The following is a 26,734-nucleotide window of genomic DNA, read 5'->3' as shown; positions in this document are numbered from 1 at the left end:
CCTGAAGTTTGATAGGCGATAGGCGCTGGAGCTAGACATTTCCGGAAGAAAGAGGAATTCCCCCCCTCTTTCTTCTATTTTTTCAACATCGAAATCGGTATTGCCTCTTCCGCTTTATCCCCGTTTAAGCGGAATCCCCATGCAAATACTCCATTCATATAATCAATCTTAAAGTATGAGCCCGGATCGCCTTCAATTTCATAAAGCTCTCCTGGTTGGTAATCATCTGGATCTAATAAATAGGATTTTGCCATGACTGCCTTTCTTTCCATAACACCAAACTCATTAACCATCCCCATTTGTTCTGCTTTCCTCGCCTTTTCATTTAAACGGGAAATCTCCTGCTGCAGCTCATATTTTGACATTTCACTATATCTTTTTTCTGGCATGATCCTTCACCCTTCCCATCTTTTCCTTATAGGTGTAACATTAGAAGTAAACACTCACTATAGACTTTAAATGGACATATTAAGTATATTGAATTGTGAGCGCTTAGAAAAGCCTAAAGATTTTACATAAGGAGCAAACATATGAAATCGATTATCATCACAGGTGCAGGATCTGGATTAGGAAAAGAGCTTGCCATCCGTTATAGCAGGCAGGGTTATCATTTGCTTTTGATTGGGAGAACTTTTGAAAAGCTGAAGGAAGTTGAAGAACAAATCCAGGCTGAAAATGGACATGCCGATTCCTTTGCTGTAGATATTAGCAGCCCATCAGAAATCCAAGCATTCATAAGCCAAGCTGCAAAACAATTCACCATTTACGGTCTAATCAACAATGCTGGAATCGGTCATTTTGGACCTTTTGAACAAATGCCTCATGCTGAAATAGAAGAAATGCTTCACGTAAATGTACTAGGAACCATCTATATATCACAAGCAGTCCTGCCATATCTTGTTGAAAAAAATGAAGGATTAGTAATGAATATTATTTCAACTGCTGGCCTTAGAGGAAAGATAAATGAATCCGGTTATGCTGCAAGTAAATTTGCTGTTCGAGGATTTACAGAAAGCTTACAGATCGAGTATGGGCATACAGGTATAATGATAAAAGCGGTCTACATGGGTGGAATGGACACTCCATTTTGGGACCATAACCATTTTATAAAGGACAAATCCAGACTTCGTTCCCCTGCTGAAATTGCAGATAAGATTTTGGCGAATATCGAAAAAGATGCAATTATTATTGAATCAGAAAAGTAGTTTATTTAAAATATAAAAATCACATGGTGGCCATGTGATTTTTAAGTTTCCCTATATTCGGATAAAGTGAAACTTCCATCAGTAGAGGTTTTCTGACCATAGGACGTGCTAGTACCGACGTTGCCACAGGAAGTAGCGTTCTAAGTCGGCTATCATCCCCACTGATGGCTAGTTGAACCAATCGGGCATTTACGGGCAGTTGATCCCCCACTTACAATTTTTCGTTTCCTCGACTTCCTTGAATTGGGGGTCTTACTGCTCGTTAATCTGCGATAAAACCTGTTCAATCAATTCAAAGGCAAAGCCTTTTCGGAAAAGTGCCTGTTTCATTTTCTTTTCATACTCGAAGCCTTCAAGCTTTTCATATTTCCTATGCGCTTTTTCCGCGTGTATTCTCAATGCTGCCATTTCCTCATCCTCAGCTTTTTCCATCTCCATTTCTGATAGAGCAGTCTGAATGATACCTAAAGAATATCCCTTTCGGAAAAGCATTTGTTCAAGCTTTTGTTTCATGACCCTTGAGGAATCTCGTGTGTTTTTTTGGACAAACTTCTCGCAAAGCTTAATCGCTGTATCTAGTTCCTGTTCAAACGGATATTCTTTCAGAGCACGTTCTAAGATATTATCCGAAATCCCCTTTTCCTTTAATTCCCTGCGAATCACATCTGTACCTTTATCAGTCGTATTCATTGCTGTTCGTACAAAGGCAATCGCAAATTCCTCGTCATTTAAAAAGCTGTACTCGTATAATCGATGAATCACCTCTTGAACGATGCTTTCATCGACTTCTTTATCCTTGAGAGCTTTTCGAACCTCAGCTTCAGAGCGCATTCTTCTTGCTAAATACTGAATCGCTAAGTTGTATGATTTTCTAATATCGTCTTGATAGGCAATTTCAGAAAGTGAAAATTCATCCAGCTCCATTCCTTTTTTGAGCTGATGCTTAATCAACACATCCTCATCCACACTAAATGCATATTTTTCATCTAAAAAAATATTATATCGGTCCGTCTTTTTCTGCTGCACTGTAATTCTTGTTATCGTAGGCATTTTCTTCACCTCCCTTTTAATGTATCACATTTGAAAAAGGGTTTCTGACTAATCTATCGAAAATATATAAACAAATTAGCCAAAAAGCAGCTAGGGGGAATGGGCATGAAAATAGCAGTGACTGGTGGTACCGGTTTTGTCGGTCATGCGTTGACAAAGGAATTTGTACAAAAGGGACATGAGGTATTTATTTTAACGAGAAAAATGGATGTAAAGGAAAATAAAAAACAAGTTACCTATGTTCAATGGCTAAATGAAGGAGACCGACCATGGGAAATCTTAGAAGATGTAGATGTATTCATTAATCTTGCAGGCGAATCGATTAATAGCGGCAGATGGTCGAAAAATCGAAAGAAAAGAATTTTGAAGAGCAGGATTTCAGCAACTAACGAAGTTGAGAAAATACTTAGCAGGCTTCAAAAAAAGCCTGAAGTACTCATACAGGCAAGTGCTGTCGGATTTTACGGCATATCAGATTCGGAAACCTTCACAGAAGACTCAAGGGAAGCAGGTGATGATTTTCTTGCAAGAACGGTTCAGCAATGGGAAGCAACTGCTCATAATGCTGAAGATTTAGGCATTCGAACCGTTTATTGCCGATTTGGCATTATTCTCGATGACACAGATGGTGCCTTACCGCGAATAGCCCTGCCTTATAAAGCTTTTGCTGGCGGCACAGTCGGATCCGGAGATCAATGGGTTTCATGGATTCATCTCAAGGATGTCGTCAATGGCATTCTGTTTGTTGCTGCAAATAAACATGTAAAAGGACCTGTTAACTTCACGGCGCCGAATCCAGTGAAGATGAAAGAGTTTGGACAGACACTCGGAAAGGTTTTACATCGGCCACATTGGATCCCAGCACCTCGGTTTGCTTTAAAAATCGCACTAGGGGAAATGAGTATTCTTGTACTTGAAGGACAAAAAGTGCTGCCTCAAAAGCTTCTAGCACATGGATACACTTTTTTATATAGAGACTTAAAAAATGCCTTAGAAGATATATATTAGTTCAAAAATTTCAATTGGCTGTATCAATCCTATTTGATAAGGGAAAAATAAGGAAGATGTGAAAATGACCTTATGTGGAAAGGATGATCGCAGTGGATAAAAAAACAAAGAATAAAAAGAAACGAACATTATCAAGCATGCAAGAGGTGCTTTATGTACGTGAATTTCAGCGGGCGGATCGTGCAGGCGGTTATGTCGACAATAAATCAAAACATTAATTTCCATTCATAGAGAGATTATTAATGGCAAAAATAAAAGTACGGAACCATGGTGTTCCGTACTTTTATTTTTGAAAGGAGTTTTTATTATGGGTCGTTCACGCGGACAAAGATCTCGAGATAAAAACAAAGCATCACTTCCACAAGTTCCACAAAATATGAAATCTGATGGAATTGACGAAGAGTATTCAGCAGAGCTAGCAGACCAAGCTGATCTAGAAGCACAAGCTCGTGCAAATGCTGCCAATCAAAGAGTTAAAGGAAAGCAAAGAAAAAGTTAGATATATGAATAAAAAAGAAGCAAGCTTCCCATGTCAGGAGCTTGCTTCCTATATTATTAGTGATTATGTGCTGTATTGTTTTCTTCATTTCCTCGTTTTCCAATGAGGTTCTTTACATATGGGATGGCAAAGCGGTCAACGCCCCAGAAGTATGCTCCGCTACCTGTAAAGAGTAAGATAATGGCTGCTGTATAAAGGATTGGATTAGTGCTGACAGTTCCTGCTAATAAGAAGTTAAGGTTCATAAATGCACCTGCAATTAATGCTGGGATTGTTGCTGCTCCAAGAATTAAACCAAGTCCAACAAGAACTTCACCGTATGCAACTAATGTGCTAAATAGATCAGCATTCGGTAATGCGAAGTTTTCTAGAAAGCCTGCATACCAACCTTGCACTGCGGGATTTTCACCAGATGCCTTCGCAATCGCTCCTTGCATAAATCCACTGGCATCAAATCCATCAACGACCTTATGCCATCCGCCTTGGATCCATTGAATCCCTAGCCAAATTCGTAAAATTGTCCATGCTACCGCTGCTTGAGGAGTTTTCCACCATTTCATAGTAATCATCTCCAATAAATTGATTATATTGTGATCTTATTCACAATATGATGTAAATTTTTTTACCCTCTAAGGGTTCAAGCCGGCCAGCTTATTTTGTAGAAAGGTCTGATTCAGCTTACTTCTTTGTGAAGTGTTTCACTTTCTTTCTACACCTTTAATATACGCTATTCTTACACAATTAACAATCCACTTCACCAATTCTTCACAAAACATCATACGAATTTGTATAACTTGTGAACACAAGGTTATTAACATCTTGTGGGTAACCTAACCAACTGCTGATTAAAACGCCATTTTTAATGTTCATAACTTTGTGGATAACAGACACTCGCATACCTATCATCCTTCTTTAATTTTCATAATACTTATTATCAGCATTATGGTACATTTAAAGCAGTACTTGTCCAAAACTAATCAAGGAGGAAGCTTATGAGCACAATCAGCCTATTAAAAAAATCGGCACGTATCGTTCTTGAGAAAAGGAATTTAACAAATGTAACAGCAAGAGTCGCACTCGTATTAGATATTTCTGGATCCATGCGGCGTTTATATAAAAACGGAACTGTTCAGAAGGTAGTCGAGCGGATTCTTGCTGTCGCAAGCCAATTTGATGATGATGGATCATTAGATGTGTGGGTATATGATAATGAGTTTTCTAGATTGAAACCTGTTACAGAAATTGACTTTGAAGGATATGTGGATCAATATATTTTGAACAACTCTTTAATCCATAAGTTTGGCAGAAATGATGAGCCGCCGGTTATGGAGGATGTCATTCATAAATATACGGTAGAAGACCCAAGTTCAGATCCTGCATTTATTGTATTTATTAATGATGGAGGCTGTAAAAGCACGATCAAAAAGCCAGTTGTTTCTTCCTCTGATAAACCGCTCTTCTGGCAGTTTGTTGGCATTGGAGATTCTAATTTTGATGTCCTTAAAAAACTAGATGAAATGGATGGGCGCTTCATCGATAATGCAAACTTCTTCCATATTCAAAATATTGAAACCATTTCTGATGAGGAATTATACAATCTGCTTCTAAATGAGTTTCCAGAATGGCTAAAAGAAGCGAAAGCTAAAAGAGTGATTCAATAGAAATAGAAAAACCTGTGAAAACGATCAATTTCACAGGTTTTTCTATTTCTATCGGAATGCTCTGCATTTTTTTAGCAACTTTTATAATATTTCAAGCATTTGTTTCCTTTTATCTAGCAATTGCAGCTATTTATCTAGCAGTTCAATCAATATATCTAGCATTCTAACTATTTTATCTAGCAATTGTAGCAGTTTATCTAGCATTCCAGAAACATTAGATTATATCCCTGAAGCAGCTGCCTTCCCATGCAATTGATAGTAAAACCCTTTTTTCTTCAGCAAGGTATCATGATTGCCTTCCTCTATAATTCTTCCTTCATCAAGGACAAATATCCGATCTGCGTTTTGAATCGTATTTAACCGATGGGCAATTACAAAGCTTGTTCTTCCGTTCATTAATTTCTGCAATGCCGCTTGTATCTTCAATTCTGTGACTGTGTCAATACTGCTTGTTGCTTCATCTAATATTAAGATGGATGGATTGGCAAGAAATGCCCTCGCTATTGATAACAGCTGCTTTTGTCCTTGGCTAATACCGCTACCCTCCTGACTCAAAACGGTGTCATAGCCATCCGGAAGCTTTACAATAAAGGAATGGGCATTGGCCAGCTTAGCTGCTTCAACCACTGCATCATCGCTTGCCGCAAGTCTTCCATAGCGAATATTTTCGCGAACCGTTCCTTGAAACATGAACGAATCCTGTAATACAAAGCCCATATACTTACGTAAGCTTTCTTTTTTTACTTTAGAAAGATCATATCCATCGATAAAAATCCCCCCGCTATCCACTTCATAAAAACGGGAAAGCAAGTTAATTAGGGTTGTTTTCCCAGCGCCTGTAGGTCCAACAAACGCGGCGGTCTCACCAGGATACACATGGAAGTCAATATTCTTAACCGTCTTGCTTTCCTCTTCATAGGAAAAGGTAACGTTTTTAAATTCTACTTCTCCCTTTACCTGCGGCAGCTCATGGAGCGAGCGTTCATTTTTAAATTCTTCCTCTTCATCTAAAATTTCAAATACCCTTTCTGCACCTGCAACGGCAGATAATAGTGTATTAAATTGATTCGCAAGATCATTTAATGGACGGGTAAATTGACGGGAATACTCGACAAAGATAACGATCACACCGATAGAAATCATATTATTTAATGCGAGGATCCCTCCGATCCCAGCAATAATCGCAAAGCTCAAATTGTTCAAGACATTCATTAGCTTCGGAATAAGGCCAGAATAAGTCTGTGCCCAAAAGCCTGCCGCTTTTAACCGTTCACCCTTTTCCAAAAATTCTGCCGTGACCTTCTTTTCTTGTGAAAACGTCTTAATAATTCGCTGCCCTGAAATCGTTTCTTCAATAAAACCATTTAATTCCCCAAGATTTCGCTGCTGTTCTTTAAATAATGGTCCAGTCCGTTTCGTAATCCACTTCATTCCGAAAAACATGAGAGGAACGATAATCAAGGTTAATAGAGTCAACAACGGGCTTAGCCAAAGCATTACAGCCACTGTCCCAATAAGGGTAAGTAAGCTTGAAAAAATTTGGATGACAGAGCTGTTTAGTGTGGAGCTTACATTTTCAATATCATTTGTGATCCTGCTCATTAATTCGCCATGCTGGCGTTTATCAAAGAATGGAATCGGCAGCTTATGCAAATGCTGAAATAGCCTCATCCTCATCGTATAAACAGTATCCTGCGCAATCCCGATCATCCAGTAGTTCTGGAACCAGATCGTTAAGGAATAGAAAACATAAATCACTCCAAGACTTACTAAGAGAGTCACGAACCCATCCATTTTTCTAGTAACAATATAATCGTCTATCGCCATTCCAACTAAATACGGGCCAAGCAATCCTAGGGCAGAGCTAAGGAATACCATGAATAAGACAAGAAATAAGAGCCCTTTATTCGAAGAAAGAAAATACCAGATTCTTTTTAAAGTAGCAAAATAATTCTTTGATTTTTGTTTATTCTTGCTTTGTGAGTCCTCTATTTTCAAATGCTTCATTTTCTTATATTGAAAAGGTCTAATTATCTCTTTAAGCATAATTTCTGCTCTCCTCTCTCGATTGGGAGCTGAAAATTTCATTATAAAGCTTCGAGGTTTCAAGCAAAGAGTCATGCGTCCCTTTAGCTAATAATTTCCCATTCTCTAGAAGAAGAATCTGATCCGCTTCCATTGCCGTACTAATTTTCTGTGTGATGATTAAGGTTGTGCATGTGTATGCTTTTAGCGCCAGAAGCAATTTTGCCTCTGTTCTTCGATCTAATGCACTTGTGCTATCATCCAGCAGGAGTATTTTTGGCTGTCTAACCAACGCCCTTGCGATGGAAAGCCGCTGTTTTTGCCCTCCAGAAAGATTCACCCCTTTTTGTCCTAGCTTTGTTTCAAATTGATTTGGCAATTTCTTAATTGTTTCATAAATTTGCGCATCTTTTGCTGCTTCCATCATTTCCTCCATGGAAACATTCTCTTTCCCCCACCCAATGTTTTCTTTTACACTCCCGGAAAACAACAAAGCTTCCTGCGGGACAAATCCGATTTGCTTTCGCAAACTCTCCATCTTCATCTCGCGAACATCCATGCCATCTATTAATACTTGCCCGCTATTCACATCATATAGCCGTGGGATCAGTTGAAATAGCGAAGTTTTCCCTGAACCTGTCGCACCCAGAATAGCGACCGTTTGCCCTGGCTGAACTGTAAAGCTAATATCATCAATTGCAGAAGTTTCCGTTTCAGGATATTGAAACATGACATTCTTAAACTCAATCTTCCCTTCTTTCACAGCGAATACGGAGTCAGCATCTTTTCGATCAAGAAGATCAACCGGCGTTTCCATTACCTCCACAATTCGGCTGGAAGAAGCCCTTGCACGTGAAAAAGCCATAATGATAAAAGAAAAGATTGAGAAGGCAGCCGTTATCCGTGTGGCATAGTTAACAATCGCTACTACTTCCCCTACCTTTACTTCGCCTGTATTCAGCTGCATATTCCCAAACCAAAGAACGCCAATAATGCTTACATTCATAATAAATAACAATACTGGCATCGCTACTTCCATGACCCGTAATGCCGTGACCGTTCGATCCTTTAATTCCTTGTTTGCCGTAGCAAACCGGCTGACCTCATATTTTCGTCTGATAAAAGCCTTTATGAGACGAATGCCTGTCAGCGTTTCCCTCATGACGCCATTCACTGAGTCTAATCTTTCCTGCACATTCTTAAATAATACTCTCCCTTTATTCATCACCCAAATAAGAAAAATAAACAAAAAGGGAATTACCGCAGATAAGATCAAGGCAAGCTTTACATTAACAACGAACGCCATCATTAACCCGCCAATAATCAGCAGCGGTGCGCGAAGCATGATCCTCAAGCTCATAAAAACAGTGTTTTGAATTTGCGTAATATCATTCGTCATCCTTGTAATTAAAGAGGATGCAGGGAATTGATTGAAATTCGCAAATGAAAAGGATTGAACCTTTTCAAATAAAGCCTTCCTTACATCGAAACCAAAGTTTTGACTTACATGGGCTGCATAAAAGGAGTTAATCACTCCTGCTGCAAAAGAGATAATTGAAAACACGACCATTATACCGCCCCATTTCATTACCGCGGACAAATTGTTCACTTGGATGCCCTCATCAATAATCTTTGCCATGAAAAACGGCTGAACAAGCTCTACTCCAAGCTCTGTCAGCATTAATATAAGTGCAATGACGACTGCAATCCGGTATGGCTTTAAATAGGTAATGACCTTTAACATATGTTATCCCCCAAGCAGTTTTCCTTCGAATCCCTAAATAAATGATTAGTATTATCATATCTCCTTTTACGGAATTTTTAAATAATTTATTCAAAAAAGACAGGTGAATAATATGAAGGACTGCTTATTTCGATTCTTGATGGGTTCTCTTTTCAGTTAATAATGTTTCCATAACCTTTTAGACTATTTGATTTATATTATTTAAACTTCCTTGAATAGATAAACTCTGTAATCGGAAGTGTAACAAATGTAAGGCCCACTACAATAAGCAAAGGATAATTCTTAATATCATTTAAATTAGATACACCTTCTGAAATAAACAAAATAATACCAGCCAAAATCATTAATACAAAATACCCTATTTTTGCGCTCTGTGTTTCAATATGCCTGTCTAATTCATCTTTCTCTCCACCGCCATCATGTCTGCCCCAATTAAGCCAATTAAAAAAATACGATAATGCAAGAAAACTAAAAAATATAGAACCTCCATCTATCGTACCAAATCGCACCCATTTGTATAACGTGAAGCCTGTGAGAGTACAAAAAACAACAAAAGCTAAAACTGCAATGATTTTTCTAGACTTATCCATTCTTTTTTCCCCCATTCTCTGAATACAGAAATATATCTTCTATCGTTACTTGTAAGTTCCTTGCCAGTTCAAATGCTAACTGTAAACTGGGGTCATACTTGTTGTTCTCGATCGCATTAATTGTTTGCCGGCTTACATTACACAATTCGGCTAATTCCCCTTGTGAAAGATCGTTTTTTTCTCTGTACTCCTTAATTCTATTCTCCATTCCATATGCCTCCACATTCGCAAGGTGTAAAAAACCTTTTACATCTATATGATAAAAAAAGCCAAAGTGGATGTCAAACAAATTTGACACCCACCTTAGCTTTTACACCTATTACTAACTAGACTTCCGCCCAAGGTACGCTTCCATAATCCGTGGATCATTCAACAAATCCTTTGCTTTCCCATCTGCAACAATTTTTCCGATTTCCATCACATACCCGTAATCTGATATTTTTAACGCTTGCCTTGCATTTTGTTCAACAAGCAGAACGGTTGTACCTGCTTCATTAATTTCTTTGATAATTTTAAAAATATCTGCGACAATGAGCGGTGCAAGTCCCATCGACGGTTCATCGAGCAGCAATAGCTTTGGCCGGCTTAGGATGGCTCTCGCTATCGCCAGCATCTGCTGCTGCCCCCCTGACAAAGTTCCCCCAAGCTGTTTTTCTCTTTCTTTTAAAATGGGGAATCTCTCAAGTACTTTTTCTAGATCCTGTCCAATTTCATTATCTTTCCGATGATAAGCCCCCATCTCCAGATTTTCCATGACTGTCATGCCTGCTAATATTTGCCGTCCTTCTGGCACAAGGGCAATGCCTTTTCGTAATAGCTGATCCGGTCTTAATCCAGTTACATCTTCCCCAAGAAATTCAATCTTTCCTTGCTGGGGTTTTAATAGTCCAGCAACGGTCTTCATCATCGTTGTTTTCCCTGCTCCATTCGCTCCAAGAATAGTTACTATACTTCCCTCTTCCACTTGCAGATCAATATTTTTTAGTACCTGTATATTTCCGTAAAACGCATGAATGCCGCTTACCTTAAGCATATAGCTCATCCTCCTCACTTCCGAGGTATGCTTCAATTACAACAGGATTATTCTGTATTTCAGCAGGCGTTCCTTCAGCGATTTTCTTTCCAAAATTAAGAACGGCTATCCGGTCACATAGCTTCATCACAAGCGGCATATCATGTTCAATCAGCAGCACGGTGATCCCCTTGGATTGAATTTTTTTGATGAGCTGGAATAAATCACTTGTTTCTGTTTCATTCATCCCTGCTGCAGGTTCATCAAGCAGAAGCAGCTGCGGATCGCTTGCCATCGCTCTTGCGATTTCCAATCTTCTTTGCTGCCCGTATGCCAGATTTTCAGCAGCAACATCTCCATAATCCATCAAGCCAACAAATTCGAGCAGTTCATTTGCTTTACTGCGGATTTTCGCTTCTTCCTTCCGCTGAAATTTCGTCCCAAAAACACTTCTGAACACACCGGATTTTGTCCGGCAATGCTCCCCAACCATGACATTTTCTTGAGCTGTCATTTGTGGGAACAGCCTGATATTTTGAAATGTCCGGCAAATTCCCTTTTTCGTGATTTGATGAGATTTAAGCCCATTAATCGTTTGACCCGAAAAGATAATGTCGCCTGAAGTTAATGGAAACATGGATGTAATTAAATTGAACATCGTCGTTTTTCCCGCACCGTTCGGTCCAATGAGCCCAAAAATTTCCCCTTTATTGATTGTAAAAGAGACATTAGACACTGCACTAAGACCGCCGAAGTTTTTACATACTTTTTGTATTTCCAGTACCATGCTTTTGCCCCCTTTTCTTCCCTTTTGTCTTAACCCAATTTAGAAGATTTACATCAATCAAACCTTGAGGACGAACTGCCATCAGAATAATAATAATTAGACCATAGATCATATAGCGATATTCACTAATAAATCGCAGAACCTCTGGCATTAAAGTTAAGAAGAACGCACCGAATATTGGTCCCCAAATCACTTCACTGCCACCAAAAACAACAAAGATTAAAATTTCTACAGCCCTGTGATAGGCAAAATCAGCAGGACTTATGTAAGCAAGTACATGTGCATAGAGTGCACCAGCAAACCCTGAAAGCAATGCTCCCTGTGCAAAAGCAAGAACCTTATAATACGTAATATTTATTCCCATCGATTCTGCCGCTTTTTCGTCCAGCTTAATTGCCGCAAAGGCCCTTCCAACTCTTGATCGATGCTGTCTCCTAAAGAACCAAATGACGCCAATTGTGATGATGAATAAAAGAAGAAAAATCGATAGAAAAATAAATTGGTTATTCTGTAAACCGATAACCTTTGGATCAAACCCAAAGCCTTTTAGCACTCGCAATATTTCCCGACCAATATGCGGAATGCCTGAGATCCCCACAGACCCTTTCGTTAATGATTCCCAGTTGATAAAAACAACCCGGATGACCTCTCCAAATCCAAGGGTCACTATTGCCAAATAAACCCCTTGCAGTCTAAGGGTTGGGATTCCGATTAATATCCCTAATAATGCCGCTACCAGTGCACCAGCAATAATTCCTAATACTATGGGCAAATCAAAGTGTATGGTCAAAAGAGCCGATGTGTACGCCCCTATCCCCATAAACCCTGCATTCGCAAGTGATAGCTGCCCGGTTGACAAAGTGATATATACACTGATTCCTAGAATGATATTAATCAGAATAAAGGAAGCAACTTGAAAATGATATGGATTAATTAGTTCTGCCAGCATAGGCTCACCTTCTTACGTTGAAATTTTTTGGCCAAACAATCCTTGAGGCCGAATCAGGAGTATGACGATAATGGCCAAGAAGGCAATTGCATCTCGGTAGCCCGAATCTCCGTAAACAACAATGAAGGTTTCTGCCAAGCCAAGGATTAATCCACCTGCCATCGCTCCTTTCACATTGCCCATGCCACCGAGGATGATGATCGCAAGTCCCTTTAATCCCATTGATAATCCCATTTGTGGAGTAACAGAGTTAAAAGCCATCCCAACAAGAATGCCGGCAATGCCCCCCATTGCTGATGCAATGATGACAGTCATCGTAATCATTCTTTTCGTATCAACGCCAAGAAGGCTTGCTGTCTCAAGGTTTTCTGCAGTCGCTCGCAAAGCCTTGCCAGCTTTCGTTTTCCCTAGCCAGAACGAAAGGCCCATCATCAAAATAACTGAGATAACAAAAATGACAATTTGAACTAAGTAGATGGTAATCGAACCAATTTGAAAATTGATTTCTGCAAATGAAGCCCGAAATGGATGATTCCCTGCGCCAAATAGATGGTGGGAAAGGTTTTCTAGCAATATTGATACACCGATCGTGCTTATTAAAGGGGCAAGATGCGAAACCCCCTGCTTACTGCGTAGCGGTCTTAAAGCAAAGCGTTCCAGCATATAGCCCATGATGGCTGTGATAAGGATTGCTGCCAGAAATCCCAGCCAAAGCGGCAATTGCAGGGAGGTTGTAACAATGACACCGATAAAAGCACCAAACATAAAGATTTCGCCATGTGCCATATTAATAATGCCAAGTACCCCGAAAACAAGGGTAAATCCTAAGGCAACGATCGCATAAATGCTGCCAAGGGTTATTCCATTGATTAATTGTTCTATTAGCATGCTGTCTCACCTTCTTACACTATTTTTATCAATCCCTCGAATATGGAAAAATGACCATCAGCGAGGACTTTTTAAGACTCGCTGATGGTATCTTTATGAGAAATAACTATTCAAAAATTTTAAATGCACCATCTTCAATTACTAATACTGTAGGATCCATTACAACATCTCCCTCTTCATCGAAGGAGAAATTCCCTAGGATTCCCTTAAAATCTTTTACTTCTGCTAATGCATCACGAAGAGCATCACGATCTGCTTCACCAGCATTTTTCAGCGCCTCTGCCATAATATATAGCGCATCATAGGCTTGCGCAGCGAACTGGTCAGGCTTTTTGCCGTATTCTTTTTCGAAATTACTAACAAATTCCTTTACTTTAGGATCCTCTTTTTCTCCATACCATGGTGTTGCAACGATTAATCCATCAGCCGCATCCCCCGCAATTTCGATGACTTCTGGAGAGTTAAAGCCATTTCCGCCTACAAACGGTACATCAATGCCCATTTTACGGGCTTGATCCATAATAACTGCCCCTTCATTATAAAGAGCCGAACAAAGAATCAAATCAGGGTTTAAGCCTTTAATTTTCGTTAATTGTGCATTATAGTCAGATTGGCCTTTTTGGAACTGTTCGATTGTTAGAACTTCTAATCCCATGTCTTCTGCAGCTTCTTTCATCGTGTCAAAGCCTGACTTTGTAAATACATCATCATTCCCATACAAGATCGCTACTTTTTTCGCATCGTATTTCTCAATCGCCTTCTTCATGGATGCAGGGATCGCCAATGCTTCTGGAATGGAGTTCCGGAAGACATAATCACCAATTTGCGGTATTCCATCAGCTGTTGTTGATGTTCCCATAATTGGCACGCCGCTTAAATCTGCCTCAGGTCCGACCACATTCATTTCCGTGCTAAGGGTTGGTCCAATAATTGCCGTTACATTTTCGGAGTTTATTAGCTTTTGAGCAGCTGTTAATGCTTGATCCTGCTTACCTGCAGAGTCCTCGATCACGAGATTAATATCCACTTCTCCCTTTGCATTTATCTCTTTCTGTGCTAATTTAAGCCCGCTTGTTATCGCTTCCCCATATGCTGCACCAGGGCCGCTGATATAAGAAACGACTCCGATATCGGCTTTTACTGCTCCGCCGCTTCCGTCTTTTCCCTCTTTCTCCCCAGCTGCCTGTTCTCCCCCGCCGCTGCATGCTGACAAAATGAGCATGCTGGACAATACAGAGAACTGAAACAATTTCTTCATTTTCATTGTCAAACCCCCTAGTTTCACAAATAGTATAAATTTTCAAAATCATATAACTATTAAAGTACAAAACTATTGAAAAGTAAACAAATTCTTCTATTATTTTCCTAAAGCTATTTCCCGATAATATTAACTCTTGTCCATCCTGGAAAAATAAAAAACCCTAAACTGTCTGCGATTGGTGTCTCGCAAGCGACAATTTAGGATCTAGTATCCTTACTGGTACGATAGATGTAACGATGGTGTTCATTGTTTTATTGTTGTTTAATATATCCGATTTCTTCAACGATCCGCTGTCCTTCGGGACCTGTCATCCACTCAAGAAAGGGGGTGATCACTGGATTTGGATTGTCCTTCAAGGTAATGGCATACAAGGAAGCAGTAAACGGATATTTTCCACTTGATATATTTTCAGGACTAGGTTCTATGCCATCGATGGCAAGTAGTTTAATATCAGGATTAGGATTCATTCCTGTTGCAAAAAAGCGGAAGGAAAAACCAATCGCATGATCATAATTTCGATAATCAGCTACCTGTTCCATTATTCCCCCCATTCCAGCCGGAACTTCTTCCTTTAGCGGCTCCATTATGGCATTATCACCCATAATTTTTTCCAAAAGCGTTTGACTCCCAGAATTTTTAGGCCGTTGAAAAGCGATTATTCTTTCATTTTCCCCTTTAAGTTCTGACCAATTCTTAATTTTCCCAGAATAAATGCCTTGAATCTCAGTAACACTTAGATTATCTATTTTATTATCAGGGTTTACAAAGAACACAAACGCTTCTTTTCCAATCGGTGTCATTACTAGTTCTTTTCCTTCCCTTTCCGCCATTTTCAGCTGCTCCGCAGATGGCTCCGCGCCGAAGTATATATCTACATCTTTTGATAACAGGCGTTCGTATGCATAGATCGTATTTGTAAAGGTGACTTTTTCTCCGCTTACATTACTTTTGCTGATATTTTCATAGGTTACATTTGCAAATGCGGAATAAACTGGAAACGCAGCTTCTGCACCATCTAAAACGGGCATATCCTTTTGATTCATTATCGTAAATGCAGAAGGTGAATCAAGATTAGGCAGCTTATTATTTGGATTTGTTACTTCATAAGGTGTTAAATCTGTACTTGAATATCCCCCACCATAGTCAAAGCCATATGATGGCAATACCGTTTGACTCCGCTGCCATTGAATGGCTGCACCCGTTCCAAAACCCAAGAATGAGACGACTACAATCACCAACAATTGCTTCTTTTTGAATACTGGACGCTCTTTCCTTAAAACAATTGCCAAAAGGGCTCCCAATAAAAATGACAACTCGTATGCTGCTGGTGCCCATATAAATAAACTGCCTACTCCCATGAATGAGGCCATAAAATAGATTGGTGCAAAGGCTATATGGGAGATCGCAAAAATAAACCAGGCATCTGCTCCATAAAAACCACTGCTAATCACCATAAAAATAGCCCATAAAATAGCTGTATATGCAATGGGGATACAAAATATGTTTACCCATGCTCCCAGCTGATCCCTATGTTTCTGCTTATGTACAACAAAATAACCAATTACACTCCCACCAATAATAAGAGGTAACATTGAAGCAATCATTACTTTATCCAGCCCAACACTCATTAATGCAAATGTTAAAAACGATACGCCGAATGGAATGAAACCAAAATACAGCAGTAAAATCCAAGCTTTCTTCATTAGACAAGCACTTCCTCTTCTAGAGATAATTTAGTGTAATTTTACACAAAATAATCACTAATTACAATATTAAATGGAAGTTTCTTCAACGAAAGATAGATACTGGAGCAAAAAAATTGCCACAGATAACTGTGACAATTTCTTCGTTTTATTATAATTTATAGTAAGTTTTTTCTTAATTCCTCTGCTGATTGTGGCGACAGATACACAGGGAGCACTTCAAACACAGATTTCGCCCCAGCCTGACCTTCTTTATTTAAACGATAGGCCGCACGCGCATAAGCAACTAGCACACTTGATGTAAATTCCGGATTGCTGTCTAGGTTCAATGAGAATTCAATAATTTGCTTGTTGCCTTCCCCAGATTGCCCTCCACGAATAACAAATCCGCCATGCGGAAGCTTAGAATGCTTTTCCTTCAATTCCTCTTCGGAAATAAAATTCACTTCTGTTTCATAATCTGCAAAGTAATTTGGCATGGTTATAATTTCTTTTTCAATTTCTCCTTGATCATACCCTTCTTCTGTCACTACATAGCAAACACGAAGATGCTTTTCCGCTGTAGATAATTCAGGATTTATCCCGCTTCTTACTTTTTCAACAGCTTCTTTAATCGGAACGGTGTATTGCACAGCACCCTTTACGCCTTCAATTCTGCGAATGGCATCTGAGTGACCTTGGCTAACCCCATTTCCCCAAAAAGTATATGTTTCACCAGCTGGCAGAATAGCCTCGGCCATTAAGCGATTAATTGAGAATAGACCTGGGTCCCAGCCGACAGAAATAATACTTGTCTTGCCGTTTTCTCTCGCTGCTTTATCTACTGAATCGAAATATTCAGGTATTTTCGCATGCGTATCAAAACTATCCACAGTGTTGAAAGCTCTCGCAAATTGTGGACCTTGCTCTGGCAGATCTGTAGCTGAACCGCCGCATAATATCATTACATCAATCTCGTCCTTATACGCTTCTGCTTGGGAAATATGCAAAACTTTCAAATTAGGATTATTAACAGAGATACTTTCTGGTGCTCTTCTAGTAAAAATACCCTCTACTATCATGTCGCTGCTTTGTTCAATTGCTGAAACTACGCCTCTTCCAAGGTTTCCATAGCCAACAATTCCTATTTTTATTTGTTTGTTCATCTTTTTCCCCCCGTATCTCGATTCATTCTAGGATACTAGTTTCCTATTTTTCTATGTTACCTTTTTTTAATACTTTACTCAACAAAAGAAATTCAAAATTCTCAGCATAATTTCACTTTATTACAATCATTTAATGACAAATAAAAACGCCTGCCTAGTGCCATACATTTGCGTACAGCAAAGACAGACATTTTCGTTTACAACAGCAAGTAAGCAATCGGTGTAACGATAATAAGTGTAAGTATGACACGCTGAACCCAAATGACAACAAGCTGTGGAATTGTAAGAGGTATCTCTGTTGATACGATACATGGGACAACGGCAGAGAAGAAAATAATACTTGAAACAGACACAACAGCGATGACAAACTTTACCACTAATACTGATTCCGTTACAAGCATTGCTGGCAAGAACATTTCTGCAATTCCAAGAGAGCTTGCCTTCGCTACAAGCATTGGATCTGGCAGCTGCAGTGCCCAAGTAAATGGATAGAAGATGTAACCCAGCCAATCAAAGATCGGGGTAAACTCTGCAAGCACCAGCCCTAATAGGCCAATCGATAGGATAGATGGAAGAATGGCCATAGCCATTAGAAGACCATCTTTAATATTAACCCAGATATTATCTATTAATCTTGGAGCATCAGCAACGGTTTCTTGCGCTTCTTTCCAGGCAGACGCCAATAAATTTCCTTTCACCTTTATTTCCGGCTGTGGGGTTGAGCCTACGTAGTATTCATCTTTTATTTTGGACAAAGGCCAGATTCTAACGGTTACAGCTGTTACAAGAAAAGTCACAATGAGTGTAATCCAAAAATAAGTATTCCAAATATCCATTAATCCCAGGGTTTTCGCTACGACAACCATAAAGGTAGCTGAAACGGTAGAAAAACCAGTGGCTATAATAGCCGCTTCTTTCGCTGTATACTTTCCTTCTTTGTAAATACGATTTGTAATAAGTAATCCCAAGGAATAACTGCCTACAAAAGAAGCAACTGCATCAATTGCTGAACGCCCTGGAGTTTTCCAAACAGGTCTCATAATCGGTTTCATTAATATACCAACATATTCGAGAAGTCCATATCCAACGAGTAAAGCAAGAAAAATAGCCCCAATTGGAACAAGTAATCCAACAGGAATAACAAGCTTATTAAATAAAAACGGCCCCATATCTGGGTCAAACAGCCAGGCTGGCCCAATATTAAACACCAGCATCAGCCCAACAATCAGCCCAATTGCTTTAAAGATAGAAAATACAACATCGACAGCTGACTTTTTCCACTTTCCTGATAAAAATGGGTAGACAGCTCCGGCTGCTATCACAACCAAGGCATAGTATGGCATAGCTGACGAAGCATTTGTCTGAATATAGGAGACGATATGATCTAGCAAAATAGAATTTTTCCCACTAATTGTAACAGGTACAAAAAACATAAATGCACCGATAAAACTGTAGACAAAAAATTTCCACATTCCCTTAGAATGCTGGGTACTAACCTTTGCTTCTGACTGAAACTCTTGCTTATTTGCCATTCCCATTTCCGTTTTCCTCCTCTTTTAATAATGAGTTTATTGTCACTATTTTCATTTTATATTAAAAATTCAGAATTTTTATTATGTAATATTGTTATTTTTATAATTATCAATCATTTAGATTCTTTCCTCATAAAAAATTATGAATGGTTTCAAAGTAAATACTTAAAAATATACCACCTTCCCCTAATTCTGACATAAACTCATGACTATCGCTTTATTTTAATCTTTTAAATCGAATTCCTGATCAAAACCATGTATAATAGGAAACTGCAAGATAATAGATTCAAGTAAGGAAGTGTCATAAACAGATGGGTTGGATGTTAGGTATTTTATTCATGGCAGCTATCGTTCTGCTTGTATTATCGTTTGTTCAGACAAAGCAATCCGCTGCAAAATTAGAGCAGCATATAGATCAGGTTTCTTTTTCAATAATGGACGAAGTAAACCAGCTGCAACAGCAAATTCGCAATGTTGAATTCGATACGGAAATTATCGTGCATGAAACAAAGATTTTCGCAGATTCTCCTGAGCTTCGGACTTTATTGAAAGAAATGCTTGATCTACATAAACGCGGATATTCATTTGAAAGCATTGCAACAGAGAAACAGCTAACGAAAGAAGAGGTAGAGAACTTCCTTTCTCCTTATATAAAAACAAAGGACGAAAGGAGCAATGATGGAAATGAAGGCTGAGAAAATGCGCAGCTTTGCAGCAGGTTTAATGATTGCAGCAGGTTTGTGTGGGGCTGTCTATTACCTAGGTTCAGATGAAACAACAACAGCAACAGAAAATAAGACAGTTACCTCAAAAATGTCAGAGGACGAAATGATAAGCTTATTAGCATCAAAAGGGTTTGTCGTTCACACTGAAGAAGAATGGAATAAGCAGCTTGCTGCCGAAAAAGAAGCCGAAAAGAAACCAAATGAAGAAAAGGTCGTTTACCGGACCGTGCTGACAGTGACTTTAGGGATGACAAGTATCGATGTTGGCAAGGCACTTGAAAAAGCTCATATCATTAAAAGCGCTAAGGAGTTTTTCAATGAAGTTGAGAAACGTGGTGTATCAACTAAGTTACGTCCTGGATCTTATGATTTAGAAAGTGGAATGACGGAAGATCAAATTATAAAAACGATATTCAAATAAAAATGCAGCTGACATTCAGCTGCATTTTTTTATGCTTCTACATGCTATTACTTGGCTAGAATTAATCGAATAGGAAAAATTAATATATATATTGTATTGCGAATGGAGGATTACTTAGTGGAATTATCATGGATGGCCTTTGTTATGATTGTCTTAGCCAGTTATCGATTAACACATTTAATTGTTTTTGATAAAATAGCTGAGCCTTTAAGAGATATGTTTTTAAAGAAAACAGAAACGGAAGCTCATGAGATTAAAAAGGTTCCTAAATCAATGATTGGCTATTTATTAACTTGCTACTGGTGTACAGGGGTATGGTCCGCCATTCTTCTCGGCTTGATATACATCTTGATTCCTTCCATTGCTAAATACTTAATTTTTATTCTTTCGATTGCGGGTGGTCAAGCAATATTAGAAACATTTGTTGGTGTGAATATAAAGAAAACAGAAATGTATAATGAAAAAATTAAACAAAGCAAGAAATAGTATTTGCATATATCGCCATTTTGACCTATACAAATAACAGAATATTCATTATAATTATTCAAATGCTAGAATTTGGAAAGCTACTTCATAAACGATGAATAAAGAAAGGCTGGTGCTGAAGGGAAAACATGTTGAATGGGAATATTCGTTCTACAAAAAATGGAAAGACACTGCTAATGGTAGGAATCATTTTCATCGCTTTCACCTTAAGACCCGCTATTACTGCCGTTGGTCCTTTAGTGGGCTCCATTCGTACTGACACTGGCATATCAAATGGGCTAGCTGGTTTGCTTACCACTCTCCCGCTGCTTGCTTTTGCAATCATGTCGCCTTTTACCCCTAAGTTTGCCGAGAAAATTGGCAACGAATGGTGTGTGCTTATTGGCTTACTGACTCTAGGGACTGGCATTATCACGCGCTCCATCGAAATGCTCGGTTTTTTATTTACTGGAACGATCTTAATCGGCTTAGGCATCGCTATATGCAATGTGCTTTTACCTGGAATTGTTAAACGAAGCTTCCCTCAAAAGGTGGGATTATTAACAGGAATCTATACTCTCTCCATGGGATTATGGGCAGGAGTAGCTCCTGGGCTTAGCACTCCGCTTGCTGAAGGAATGAATTTAGGCTGGCAAGTGTCTCTTGGAGTTTGGAGCGTTCTTGTGTTCATAGCGGTTATAATTTGGCTTCCACAATTAAAGAGCAAAAAGTTCTCAGTAACACTCCCCCCTTTAGAATCAACAAACTCATCTATTTGGCTCTCACCTATTGCCTGGCAGGTCACCTTTTTCATGGGTCTTCAATCCATGATTTATTTCAGCTTCACCGCCTGGCTGCCTGAAATCCTTCATAGTGAGGGCATGAGCATTTCTGCATCCGGCTGGATGGTCACACTTCTTCAATTCTCTGGTTTACCTGCTAACTTTATTATTCCTGTTCTTGCAGACCGACTTCCGAATCAAAAGGGCATTGCACTTGGAATTGGTGCCTTTAGTTTCATTGGCTTAGCTGGTCTTCTTTCGAGCGGAAATCCCATCATTTCTACCATTAGCATCATTTTCATTGGAGTTGCCCTTGGAGCCGCCATTAGCCATTCCTTAACCCTTATTGGGCTTCGCTCGGCAAATGCGAAACAAGCTGCTGACTTATCAGGCATGGCCCAAAGCGTTGGTTATTTGCTTGCTGCCCTTGGACCATTTCTCATCGGTTATTTATTTGATTTATTTCATTCATGGACAATTCCTTTAATCCTATTAGGAGCTGTGTCCTTATTAATGACTCTTGCCGGTTTTGGCGCCGGCCGTAATCAATACGTTCTTCAGCAAAAAAGAAAAGAAGCCTCGACAACGATTGCTTAGTCGAGGCTTCTATTTATAAAAATTTAATAATTCTTTTTGCCGTCTTTTCTCCATTTTCAATACAGTCAGGAATGCCAACACCATAGTACGAACAGCCTGCAAGGGTAACTCCAGGATAAGCAACTTCTAATTTTTTCTCTAGCGTTTCAACGCTTTGACGATGGGTAATTAAATAATTTGGCATTTGATCAGACCAATTTGTCACTAGACTAGAAACTGGCTCAGCATGAATTTTCAGGCTTTTCCTAATATCCTCTAGCGCCACTTGAAGCAATTCTTCTTCATTCAAATCCATTAATGAATCATAGGCAGAGTGAACACTTTTATAAAATAGTCTTACTAATAAATGGCCATTTTCCGAAGTATGCCCCCACTTCCTGCTGGTCCATGTACAAGCATTGCACTTTAGTTCATTATCGTTCGCTGCGATAAATCCCGTTCCATCCTCTGGAAGAACATGATCAGGTACATCAAAGCCAACGTATACACTAATGAGTGAGCTATTCTCTAAAGTGGCAAATTCACTTTTGATCGTCTGGTCATCAATCAAGTTTTCAGCAGCTGAATGCGGGATAGCCAGTACGATATGGTCCGCTTCAACAACTTCTTGATTATTAAAGGTTACTTGATAACGATTGTTGACCCTTTCAATCTTTCTTGCTTCCATATTTTTAATGATTTCTGCTAGTTCAAGCTTTTCTTCAAATGCATCTATGAGTGCGCCTAATCCATTTCTAAACGAAATAAACTTTTGTCCGCCGCCGCTTTGGAATTTCTTATTATTTGCTTCAAAGCCCTTGATAATGCTTCCGTATTCTTCCTTATAATCAAACACATACGGGAGAGTAGAAGCGATGGTTAAATCACTAAGCTTTCCGGAATACACGCCGGAAAGTACTGGTGCAATTTGTTTTTCAACTAATTCCTTTCCAAAGAAAAACTCAAGAAATTCGCCTATGGAATCATTCTTCGTAAATGTTTCATTTTTCGTATAAAAGTCCTTTAATGCCTCTATTTTTCCTTCTGCAGAAATAAGCGTGCTTTTTGCTAAAGATTCTACACTAGCAGGAATGCCAAAAACAGCATCTGCTGGAATAGGTTTTATTTCTCCATCTGTGTAAATGAACGATCGGCCAGAAGCATTATAGACAATTTCACTTTCTAAACCAAGTTCTTCGATAAATGACATCATATTTGCTTTTCGGGTAACGATAGAGTCTGCTCCCGCTTCCATAAGAAAGCCGTGTTCCTTAACCGTTCGTATTTTTCCTCCAAGGTCACTTGAGGCTTCTGTAAGAATCAGTCTCACATCTGATTGGTTTTCTTTCTTCCACTTATGTAACTCATATATCGCGGATAAACCAGTTACACCTCCGCCAATGACTAAGACTGTTTTCATATATGCACACCTCTATTTATATACTGAATTCAACCGCTTCATTATACCATAAGATGTTTGATACACTTCGTGGACATTTTTTGACGTTTTCCTTATGAGACCCACACGAAAACCTGTATTGTTTGTCCTGCTCCATGCATACAGTTGTTTAAAGGAGGGATGTACATGACTACCGAATTATCAACGATTCACTTGATTCGATACTCTGTTGCCTATGTTTTTATAACTTCTGGAGTAATGAAATTAGTAAGTGATGAGCTAGGCAGTTATTTTATCAGTTTAGGGCTGCCTTTTCCTCTCTATCTGATGTATGCCGTTTCATTAATAGAGATTTTCTGCGGCATTCTTATCTTGTCTAATAATCAGGTGAAAAATGCGACCATTCCTTTAATCACCATTATGATTGCAGCACTGCTGCTTACAAAGATTCCAATCCTTCATACCGGATTCATGCTATTTGCTTTTAATGCTAGGCTTGATATCATCATGATTGTCCTACTTTTCATTCTTTATAAACGTCCATAAATACAAAAAAGCTCAGTTCTAGTTAACTGAGCCTTTTTCAAAAATATTTTAATTAAATATAGGCAGCGTAACAATCACCATCATCACAAATAAGATCGTAATATAATTAACCGAGTACAGGAAATTTACCTGTGCCCACTTCATGTCATCTTTTGTGAAAAATCCGCTTATACTGACAGCAAGCCAACCGAGATTAATTAATGTGGCAATCACCATGAATACTGTTCCGAGAGAAGCTAGGAAAAATGGCAATGGAAGCAAGCAAGCGATGTAAATAACCATTTGCCGTTTTGTCATTTCAAATCCATATACAACTGGAAGCATTGCAACCTTTGCCGCCTCATATTCTTTATGCTTCTTCATGGCAATAGCAAACGTATGCGGCATTTGAAAAATAAAGAGGATTAGGAATAAGACGATTGGAACTAAATGAAAACCAGATTCGATGGCAGTCCATCCGATCAGGGGCGTAACTGCTCCCGAAACACTGCCGATGACCGTATTTAATGTGTATTTTCTTTTTGACCACATTGTATATAATACAACATAAACGAACCATCCAATAAAAGCATAGATGACCGCTTCAAAAGTTGTAAAAAGCAAAAAGATAAATCCGATGATGGAAAGGGAAATCCCCATTGCCAAAACTACTTTTAAAGAGATATTCCCCGTCACGGTTGGACGATGCTTTGTTCTGTCCATAATCGTATCAATATCCACATCATACCAATTATTTATAATGAGAGCACCAGCCATGACTAGTGTACTTCCGATCATTGTTAACAAAAATAATGGCCAATGTTCAATAAAAGAAGTACCAGTAAAATAAAGAGCGAGCCAAAATCCGCTAAAAACCGGCAGAACATTAGCAATTAAAACTGGTGCTTTAAAAAGTGCTCTAAGATCAGTAAGCAACGATGAAGTATTTTGATTATTTGATAGAGCAGCCTTCTGTGGAGATGGCGCTATTTCTTTATTCATCTATATCCTCCCCAAAGAACTTGTTTTAAAAATTCATATACAATGTTACTTCATTTTCTTTAAAAAGTCATTTTTATTCGACTAAAAAGATGTTATTTCTATATATTTTTTAATTCCAATTTTTAAGGTGAAGATACTAGTCTATAAACTATATTGATACATTACTAGTTTATGCCTGCAGATAGGTATTCTAAAAAGAACTCTTAACACATCAAAATTTTTGTAAATAAAAAAAGCGGGTGATATAGCCCACTTTTCCTCATTATTATAAGTTGTATGCCTCTTCCAGCGAACAAACAAATGTCCCTTGAAAGTTTACTTCTTTTACACAGTTTTCAACTTGTTTTTTTAAAATCTGTGAATTTGGATTCACAATAACTAGCTTTTTAAACTTTGCTCTTAAATAAATATTTAAGACAGCAATAATATCCCCTATCACATTCTTTTCAACGGGTTCTTGTTCACGAGCATCCACTATTAATTTATAGCACGAAGGATCAATCGTATTTACCATCGTTTGAAACTCACTCATATATACCTTGGCATCTTCTTCTTTAAAGTATCCACTCAATTTTACATATATTGTATCTTTCTCATTATCAAAAGTAAAATCATACAATTTACCCAAGTCTTTTCCTCCAAAGATTACGCCTAATTTGAAATATTTACTATTATTATACATAAAACTGCAAGTTTCGACAAATTCTCCTAAAAATCTTCATAATAAAGACCCGCCATACGTATGACGAGTCATTAGTAAATAGTTATTCAGTCCCGAGTGATACACCTAGTTTTTTAAGATACTGACGATAAGCAATACTCATTCGGTCACATTTTAAAGAAAGTTCTACCTGCAGATCAAGTGGTAAATCCTCTGGTTTCTGATTTTCGACGATTGGCTTATCCTGAGCAAAAATCATATCTTGAAAATCAATAATTTCTTGGTCAGTCGTACCCGTTTCATAGTTAAATGACATGATTCCATAGGCGATAGACTTTCCTTCTGCAACCGGAAGGATGGTAAGTAAAATCGTCATCCTATTGTCCGTATCTGGATCCCTTTTTGTGAAACGAACAGTTAAAGGACGGACAATTTCATAGGTGTAGTAAACATCTTTGGATTGTCCTGTACCATCTGGGTCAGGCTGGAATACAGCAATTTCATCGGAGAAAATCCGATCTTCCTCTGTGTTCACATTGTAATCTCCAATTACCGGGTGCTCCTGTACACCAAGAAATCCTTCATGTATAAATGATAGATGACCAACATCAAGAAAGTTTTCAACAATTCTTGGCGGATTGGCATGTACCTCTTGCGGGCCCCACAATACATTGCGGTAGCTATCATCCGCAAATTCAGGATATGAAATAAACTTCGGATTGTTGTTATTGAAATTAATCCAAACAAATCCATATGCCTCTTTGCATGCGTATTTAATCGCCTTCGCCTTTAATGGAATCGATCTTCCCTCTGGCAGCTGAGGAATTTTTGTGCATGTTCCTTCAGAATTATATTCCCATCCATGATAAGGACAGACCAGATTTCCATCTTTTACACAGCCAAGCGAGAGTGCAGCTCCTCTATGAATACATAGATCCTTAAAGATATGGATGCCCTCTTTATTTCGGAAGAGCACGATTCTCTCACCCATTACGATAACTTGCACGGGCTCTTCTTTTATATCAGCAGATTTACAAGCAACAATCCAATCACTGCGTAAAACATTATCTTCTAAAATCATTTTTACCTTCCCCTCCGTAGTTCATTTATCTCTATTGT

General features: G+C 38.7%; 29 protein-coding genes. 10 read left to right on the top strand and 19 right to left on the bottom strand.

The features are described from left to right. Positions 1-74: 74 nt before the first annotated feature. Positions 75-389 (bottom strand): YfhH family protein, encoded by a 315-nt coding sequence (locus AN957_RS05585; RefSeq protein ID WP_053478890.1) that lies wholly within the window; start codon positions 387-389, stop codon positions 75-77. A gap of 141 nt (positions 390-530) precedes the next feature. On the opposite strand from AN957_RS05585, the gene AN957_RS05580 reads away from it, so the two are divergent. Continuing rightward, entirely contained in the window at positions 531-1,205 is a 675-nt protein-coding gene (locus AN957_RS05580) for an SDR family NAD(P)-dependent oxidoreductase (protein ID WP_053478891.1), read from the top strand. A gap of 252 nt (positions 1,206-1,457) precedes the next feature. On the opposite strand, the gene recX is transcribed toward AN957_RS05580, so the two are convergent. Next, complete coding sequence (gene recX / locus AN957_RS05570; RefSeq protein ID WP_056682777.1) at positions 1,458-2,255, bottom strand: recombination regulator RecX; 798 nt, start codon at positions 2,253-2,255, stop codon at positions 1,458-1,460. Between the two features lie 105 nt (positions 2,256-2,360). Here recX and AN957_RS05565 point away from each other — a divergent pair, with 105 nt between their 5' ends. The 3 genes from AN957_RS05565 to AN957_RS05560 all read left to right on the top strand — a co-directional run bounded on the left by AN957_RS05565 (position 2,361) and on the right by AN957_RS05560 (position 3,762). Further along, a complete protein-coding gene (locus AN957_RS05565; RefSeq protein WP_053478894.1) occupies positions 2,361-3,263 on the top strand; it encodes a TIGR01777 family oxidoreductase in 903 nt (300 codons plus the stop codon). Positions 3,264-3,355: 92 nt separating this feature from the next. Beyond that, positions 3,356-3,481, top strand: coding sequence for a YfhE family protein (locus AN957_RS26655; protein ID WP_425388869.1), 126 nt, complete (start codon positions 3,356-3,358; stop codon positions 3,479-3,481). 89 nt (positions 3,482-3,570) lie between these two features. Continuing rightward, positions 3,571-3,762, top strand: coding sequence for a YfhD family protein (locus AN957_RS05560; protein WP_053478895.1), 192 nt, complete (start codon positions 3,571-3,573; stop codon positions 3,760-3,762). 56 nt (positions 3,763-3,818) lie between these two features. Here the strand turns inward: AN957_RS05560 and AN957_RS05555 are convergent, their stop codons facing one another. Next, complete coding sequence (locus AN957_RS05555; protein ID WP_056682773.1) at positions 3,819-4,322, bottom strand: DoxX family protein; 504 nt, start codon at positions 4,320-4,322, stop codon at positions 3,819-3,821. A gap of 432 nt (positions 4,323-4,754) precedes the next feature. Here AN957_RS05555 and AN957_RS05550 point away from each other — a divergent pair, with 432 nt between their 5' ends. Further along, on the top strand, positions 4,755-5,423 hold the full coding sequence (locus tag AN957_RS05550) for a vWA domain-containing protein (RefSeq protein WP_053478897.1): 669 nt from the start codon (positions 4,755-4,757) through the stop codon (positions 5,421-5,423). Between the two features lie 219 nt (positions 5,424-5,642). On the opposite strand, the gene AN957_RS05545 is transcribed toward AN957_RS05550, so the two are convergent. The 12 genes from AN957_RS05545 to AN957_RS05490 all read right to left on the bottom strand — a co-directional run bounded on the left by AN957_RS05545 (position 5,643) and on the right by AN957_RS05490 (position 19,059). Beyond that, entirely contained in the window at positions 5,643-7,469 is a 1,827-nt protein-coding gene (locus tag AN957_RS05545) for an ABC transporter ATP-binding protein (RefSeq protein ID WP_053478898.1), read from the bottom strand. Continuing rightward, complete coding sequence (locus AN957_RS05540; protein WP_056682771.1) at positions 7,462-9,192, bottom strand: ABC transporter ATP-binding protein; 1,731 nt, start codon at positions 9,190-9,192, stop codon at positions 7,462-7,464. The genes AN957_RS05545 and AN957_RS05540 overlap by 8 nt, the downstream gene beginning before the upstream one ends. Before the next feature lie 197 nt (positions 9,193-9,389). Next, positions 9,390-9,782: a DUF2178 domain-containing protein gene (locus tag AN957_RS05535; RefSeq protein WP_053478899.1), complete on the bottom strand. Its 393-nt coding sequence runs from the start codon at positions 9,780-9,782 to the stop codon at positions 9,390-9,392. Beyond that, entirely contained in the window at positions 9,775-9,990 is a 216-nt protein-coding gene (locus AN957_RS05530; RefSeq protein ID WP_053479302.1) for a helix-turn-helix transcriptional regulator, read from the bottom strand. Before AN957_RS05530 ends, AN957_RS05535 begins: the two co-directional genes overlap by 8 nt. Before the next feature lie 114 nt (positions 9,991-10,104). Beyond that, complete coding sequence (locus tag AN957_RS05525; RefSeq protein ID WP_053478900.1) at positions 10,105-10,815, bottom strand: ABC transporter ATP-binding protein; 711 nt, start codon at positions 10,813-10,815, stop codon at positions 10,105-10,107. Next, positions 10,808-11,581, bottom strand: coding sequence for an ABC transporter ATP-binding protein (locus AN957_RS05520; protein ID WP_053478901.1), 774 nt, complete (start codon positions 11,579-11,581; stop codon positions 10,808-10,810). The genes AN957_RS05525 and AN957_RS05520 overlap by 8 nt, the downstream gene beginning before the upstream one ends. Then, entirely contained in the window at positions 11,553-12,530 is a 978-nt protein-coding gene (locus AN957_RS05515) for a branched-chain amino acid ABC transporter permease (protein WP_053478902.1), read from the bottom strand. The genes AN957_RS05520 and AN957_RS05515 overlap by 29 nt, the downstream gene beginning before the upstream one ends. A 12-nt stretch (positions 12,531-12,542) precedes the next feature. Next, positions 12,543-13,418: a branched-chain amino acid ABC transporter permease gene (locus tag AN957_RS05510; RefSeq protein WP_053478903.1), complete on the bottom strand. Its 876-nt coding sequence runs from the start codon at positions 13,416-13,418 to the stop codon at positions 12,543-12,545. 106 nt (positions 13,419-13,524) lie between these two features. Beyond that, positions 13,525-14,682 (bottom strand): ABC transporter substrate-binding protein, encoded by a 1,158-nt coding sequence (locus AN957_RS05505; RefSeq protein ID WP_053478904.1) that lies wholly within the window; start codon positions 14,680-14,682, stop codon positions 13,525-13,527. 248 nt (positions 14,683-14,930) lie between these two features. Then, a complete protein-coding gene (locus tag AN957_RS05500; protein WP_053478905.1) occupies positions 14,931-16,382 on the bottom strand; it encodes a PstS family phosphate ABC transporter substrate-binding protein in 1,452 nt (483 codons plus the stop codon). Between the two features lie 158 nt (positions 16,383-16,540). After that, positions 16,541-17,527 carry a diaminopimelate dehydrogenase gene (locus tag AN957_RS05495; protein WP_056682768.1) on the bottom strand — a complete coding sequence of 329 codons (987 nt, stop codon included), beginning with the start codon at positions 17,525-17,527 and terminating at the stop codon, positions 16,541-16,543. A 197-nt stretch (positions 17,528-17,724) separates the two neighbouring features. Continuing rightward, the gene (locus tag AN957_RS05490; RefSeq protein ID WP_056687059.1) at positions 17,725-19,059 is read right to left on the bottom strand and encodes a YjiH family protein; all 1,335 of its coding nucleotides are present in this window, start codon (positions 19,057-19,059) and stop codon (positions 17,725-17,727) included. A gap of 311 nt (positions 19,060-19,370) precedes the next feature. Between AN957_RS05490 and AN957_RS05485 the strand changes: the two genes are divergently transcribed. The 4 genes from AN957_RS05485 (at position 19,371) to AN957_RS05470 (ending at position 22,049) form a co-directional block, all read left to right on the top strand. After that, positions 19,371-19,754: a hypothetical protein gene (locus AN957_RS05485; RefSeq protein ID WP_053478907.1), complete on the top strand. Its 384-nt coding sequence runs from the start codon at positions 19,371-19,373 to the stop codon at positions 19,752-19,754. Continuing rightward, positions 19,735-20,205: an endolytic transglycosylase MltG gene (locus AN957_RS05480; RefSeq protein WP_245637763.1), complete on the top strand. Its 471-nt coding sequence runs from the start codon at positions 19,735-19,737 to the stop codon at positions 20,203-20,205. Before AN957_RS05485 ends, AN957_RS05480 begins: the two co-directional genes overlap by 20 nt. Before the next feature lie 102 nt (positions 20,206-20,307). Beyond that, entirely contained in the window at positions 20,308-20,691 is a 384-nt protein-coding gene (locus tag AN957_RS05475; RefSeq protein WP_053478908.1) for a DUF1360 domain-containing protein, read from the top strand. A 128-nt stretch (positions 20,692-20,819) separates the two neighbouring features. Continuing rightward, positions 20,820-22,049, top strand: a complete 1,230-nt coding sequence (locus AN957_RS05470; RefSeq protein WP_056682765.1) for a CynX/NimT family MFS transporter — start codon at positions 20,820-20,822, stop codon at positions 22,047-22,049. Between the two features lie 13 nt (positions 22,050-22,062). On the opposite strand, the gene hemG is transcribed toward AN957_RS05470, so the two are convergent. Further along, the gene (gene hemG / locus AN957_RS05465) at positions 22,063-23,448 is read right to left on the bottom strand and encodes a protoporphyrinogen oxidase (RefSeq protein ID WP_053478910.1); all 1,386 of its coding nucleotides are present in this window, start codon (positions 23,446-23,448) and stop codon (positions 22,063-22,065) included. A 165-nt stretch (positions 23,449-23,613) separates the two neighbouring features. Here hemG and AN957_RS05460 point away from each other — a divergent pair, with 165 nt between their 5' ends. Further along, the gene (locus AN957_RS05460; protein WP_056682762.1) at positions 23,614-23,973 is read left to right on the top strand and encodes a DoxX family protein; all 360 of its coding nucleotides are present in this window, start codon (positions 23,614-23,616) and stop codon (positions 23,971-23,973) included. A gap of 48 nt (positions 23,974-24,021) precedes the next feature. Here the strand turns inward: AN957_RS05460 and cyoE are convergent, their stop codons facing one another. The 3 genes from cyoE to AN957_RS05445 form a co-directional block, all read right to left on the bottom strand. Then, positions 24,022-24,954 (bottom strand): heme o synthase, encoded by a 933-nt coding sequence (cyoE, locus tag AN957_RS05455; RefSeq protein WP_056682759.1) that lies wholly within the window; start codon positions 24,952-24,954, stop codon positions 24,022-24,024. 265 nt (positions 24,955-25,219) lie between these two features. Continuing rightward, complete coding sequence (locus tag AN957_RS05450) at positions 25,220-25,582, bottom strand: hypothetical protein (RefSeq protein WP_053478913.1); 363 nt, start codon at positions 25,580-25,582, stop codon at positions 25,220-25,222. Between the two features lie 136 nt (positions 25,583-25,718). Beyond that, positions 25,719-26,696, bottom strand: coding sequence for an aromatic ring-hydroxylating dioxygenase subunit alpha (locus tag AN957_RS05445; protein ID WP_053478914.1), 978 nt, complete (start codon positions 26,694-26,696; stop codon positions 25,719-25,721). Positions 26,697-26,734: the final 38 nt, after the last annotated feature.

It is taken from the genome of Cytobacillus solani, from assembly GCF_001420595.1.
Classification (GTDB): domain Bacteria; phylum Bacillota; class Bacilli; order Bacillales; family Cytobacillaceae; genus Cytobacillus; species Cytobacillus solani.
This window is presented reverse-complemented; position numbering and strand designations above follow the sequence as displayed.

Coding starts and splice junctions, on each gene's coding strand:
- cyoE (WP_056682759.1), bottom strand. CDS start 24,954: ATGAATAAAGAAATAGCGCCATCTCCACAGAAGGCTGCTCTATCAAAT.
- AN957_RS05540 (WP_056682771.1), bottom strand. CDS start 9,192: ATGTTAAAGGTCATTACCTATTTAAAGCCATACCGGATTGCAGTCGTC.
- hemG (WP_053478910.1), bottom strand. CDS start 23,448: ATGAAAACAGTCTTAGTCATTGGCGGAGGTGTAACTGGTTTATCCGCG.
- AN957_RS05475 (WP_053478908.1), top strand. CDS start 20,308: ATGGAGGATTACTTAGTGGAATTATCATGGATGGCCTTTGTTATGATT.
- AN957_RS05525 (WP_053478900.1), bottom strand. CDS start 10,815: ATGCTTAAGGTAAGCGGCATTCATGCGTTTTACGGAAATATACAGGTA.
- AN957_RS05480 (WP_245637763.1), top strand. CDS start 19,735: ATGATGGAAATGAAGGCTGAGAAAATGCGCAGCTTTGCAGCAGGTTTA.
- AN957_RS05550 (WP_053478897.1), top strand. CDS start 4,755: ATGAGCACAATCAGCCTATTAAAAAAATCGGCACGTATCGTTCTTGAG.
- AN957_RS05520 (WP_053478901.1), bottom strand. CDS start 11,581: ATGGTACTGGAAATACAAAAAGTATGTAAAAACTTCGGCGGTCTTAGT.
- AN957_RS05470 (WP_056682765.1), top strand. CDS start 20,820: ATGTTGAATGGGAATATTCGTTCTACAAAAAATGGAAAGACACTGCTA.
- AN957_RS05490 (WP_056687059.1), bottom strand. CDS start 19,059: ATGGCAAATAAGCAAGAGTTTCAGTCAGAAGCAAAGGTTAGTACCCAG.
- recX (WP_056682777.1), bottom strand. CDS start 2,255: ATGCCTACGATAACAAGAATTACAGTGCAGCAGAAAAAGACGGACCGA.
- AN957_RS05495 (WP_056682768.1), bottom strand. CDS start 17,527: ATGAACAAACAAATAAAAATAGGAATTGTTGGCTATGGAAACCTTGGA.
- AN957_RS05580 (WP_053478891.1), top strand. CDS start 531: ATGAAATCGATTATCATCACAGGTGCAGGATCTGGATTAGGAAAAGAG.
- AN957_RS05445 (WP_053478914.1), bottom strand. CDS start 26,696: ATGATTTTAGAAGATAATGTTTTACGCAGTGATTGGATTGTTGCTTGT.
- AN957_RS05585 (WP_053478890.1), bottom strand. CDS start 389: ATGCCAGAAAAAAGATATAGTGAAATGTCAAAATATGAGCTGCAGCAG.
- AN957_RS05510 (WP_053478903.1), bottom strand. CDS start 13,418: ATGCTAATAGAACAATTAATCAATGGAATAACCCTTGGCAGCATTTAT.
- AN957_RS05545 (WP_053478898.1), bottom strand. CDS start 7,469: ATGCTTAAAGAGATAATTAGACCTTTTCAATATAAGAAAATGAAGCAT.
- AN957_RS05565 (WP_053478894.1), top strand. CDS start 2,361: ATGAAAATAGCAGTGACTGGTGGTACCGGTTTTGTCGGTCATGCGTTG.
- AN957_RS05460 (WP_056682762.1), top strand. CDS start 23,614: ATGACTACCGAATTATCAACGATTCACTTGATTCGATACTCTGTTGCC.
- AN957_RS05505 (WP_053478904.1), bottom strand. CDS start 14,682: ATGAAAATGAAGAAATTGTTTCAGTTCTCTGTATTGTCCAGCATGCTC.
- AN957_RS05530 (WP_053479302.1), bottom strand. CDS start 9,990: ATGGAGAATAGAATTAAGGAGTACAGAGAAAAAAACGATCTTTCACAA.
- AN957_RS05560 (WP_053478895.1), top strand. CDS start 3,571: ATGGGTCGTTCACGCGGACAAAGATCTCGAGATAAAAACAAAGCATCA.
- AN957_RS05535 (WP_053478899.1), bottom strand. CDS start 9,782: ATGGATAAGTCTAGAAAAATCATTGCAGTTTTAGCTTTTGTTGTTTTT.
- AN957_RS05555 (WP_056682773.1), bottom strand. CDS start 4,322: ATGAAATGGTGGAAAACTCCTCAAGCAGCGGTAGCATGGACAATTTTA.
- AN957_RS05500 (WP_053478905.1), bottom strand. CDS start 16,382: ATGAAGAAAGCTTGGATTTTACTGCTGTATTTTGGTTTCATTCCATTC.
- AN957_RS05485 (WP_053478907.1), top strand. CDS start 19,371: ATGGGTTGGATGTTAGGTATTTTATTCATGGCAGCTATCGTTCTGCTT.
- AN957_RS05515 (WP_053478902.1), bottom strand. CDS start 12,530: ATGCTGGCAGAACTAATTAATCCATATCATTTTCAAGTTGCTTCCTTT.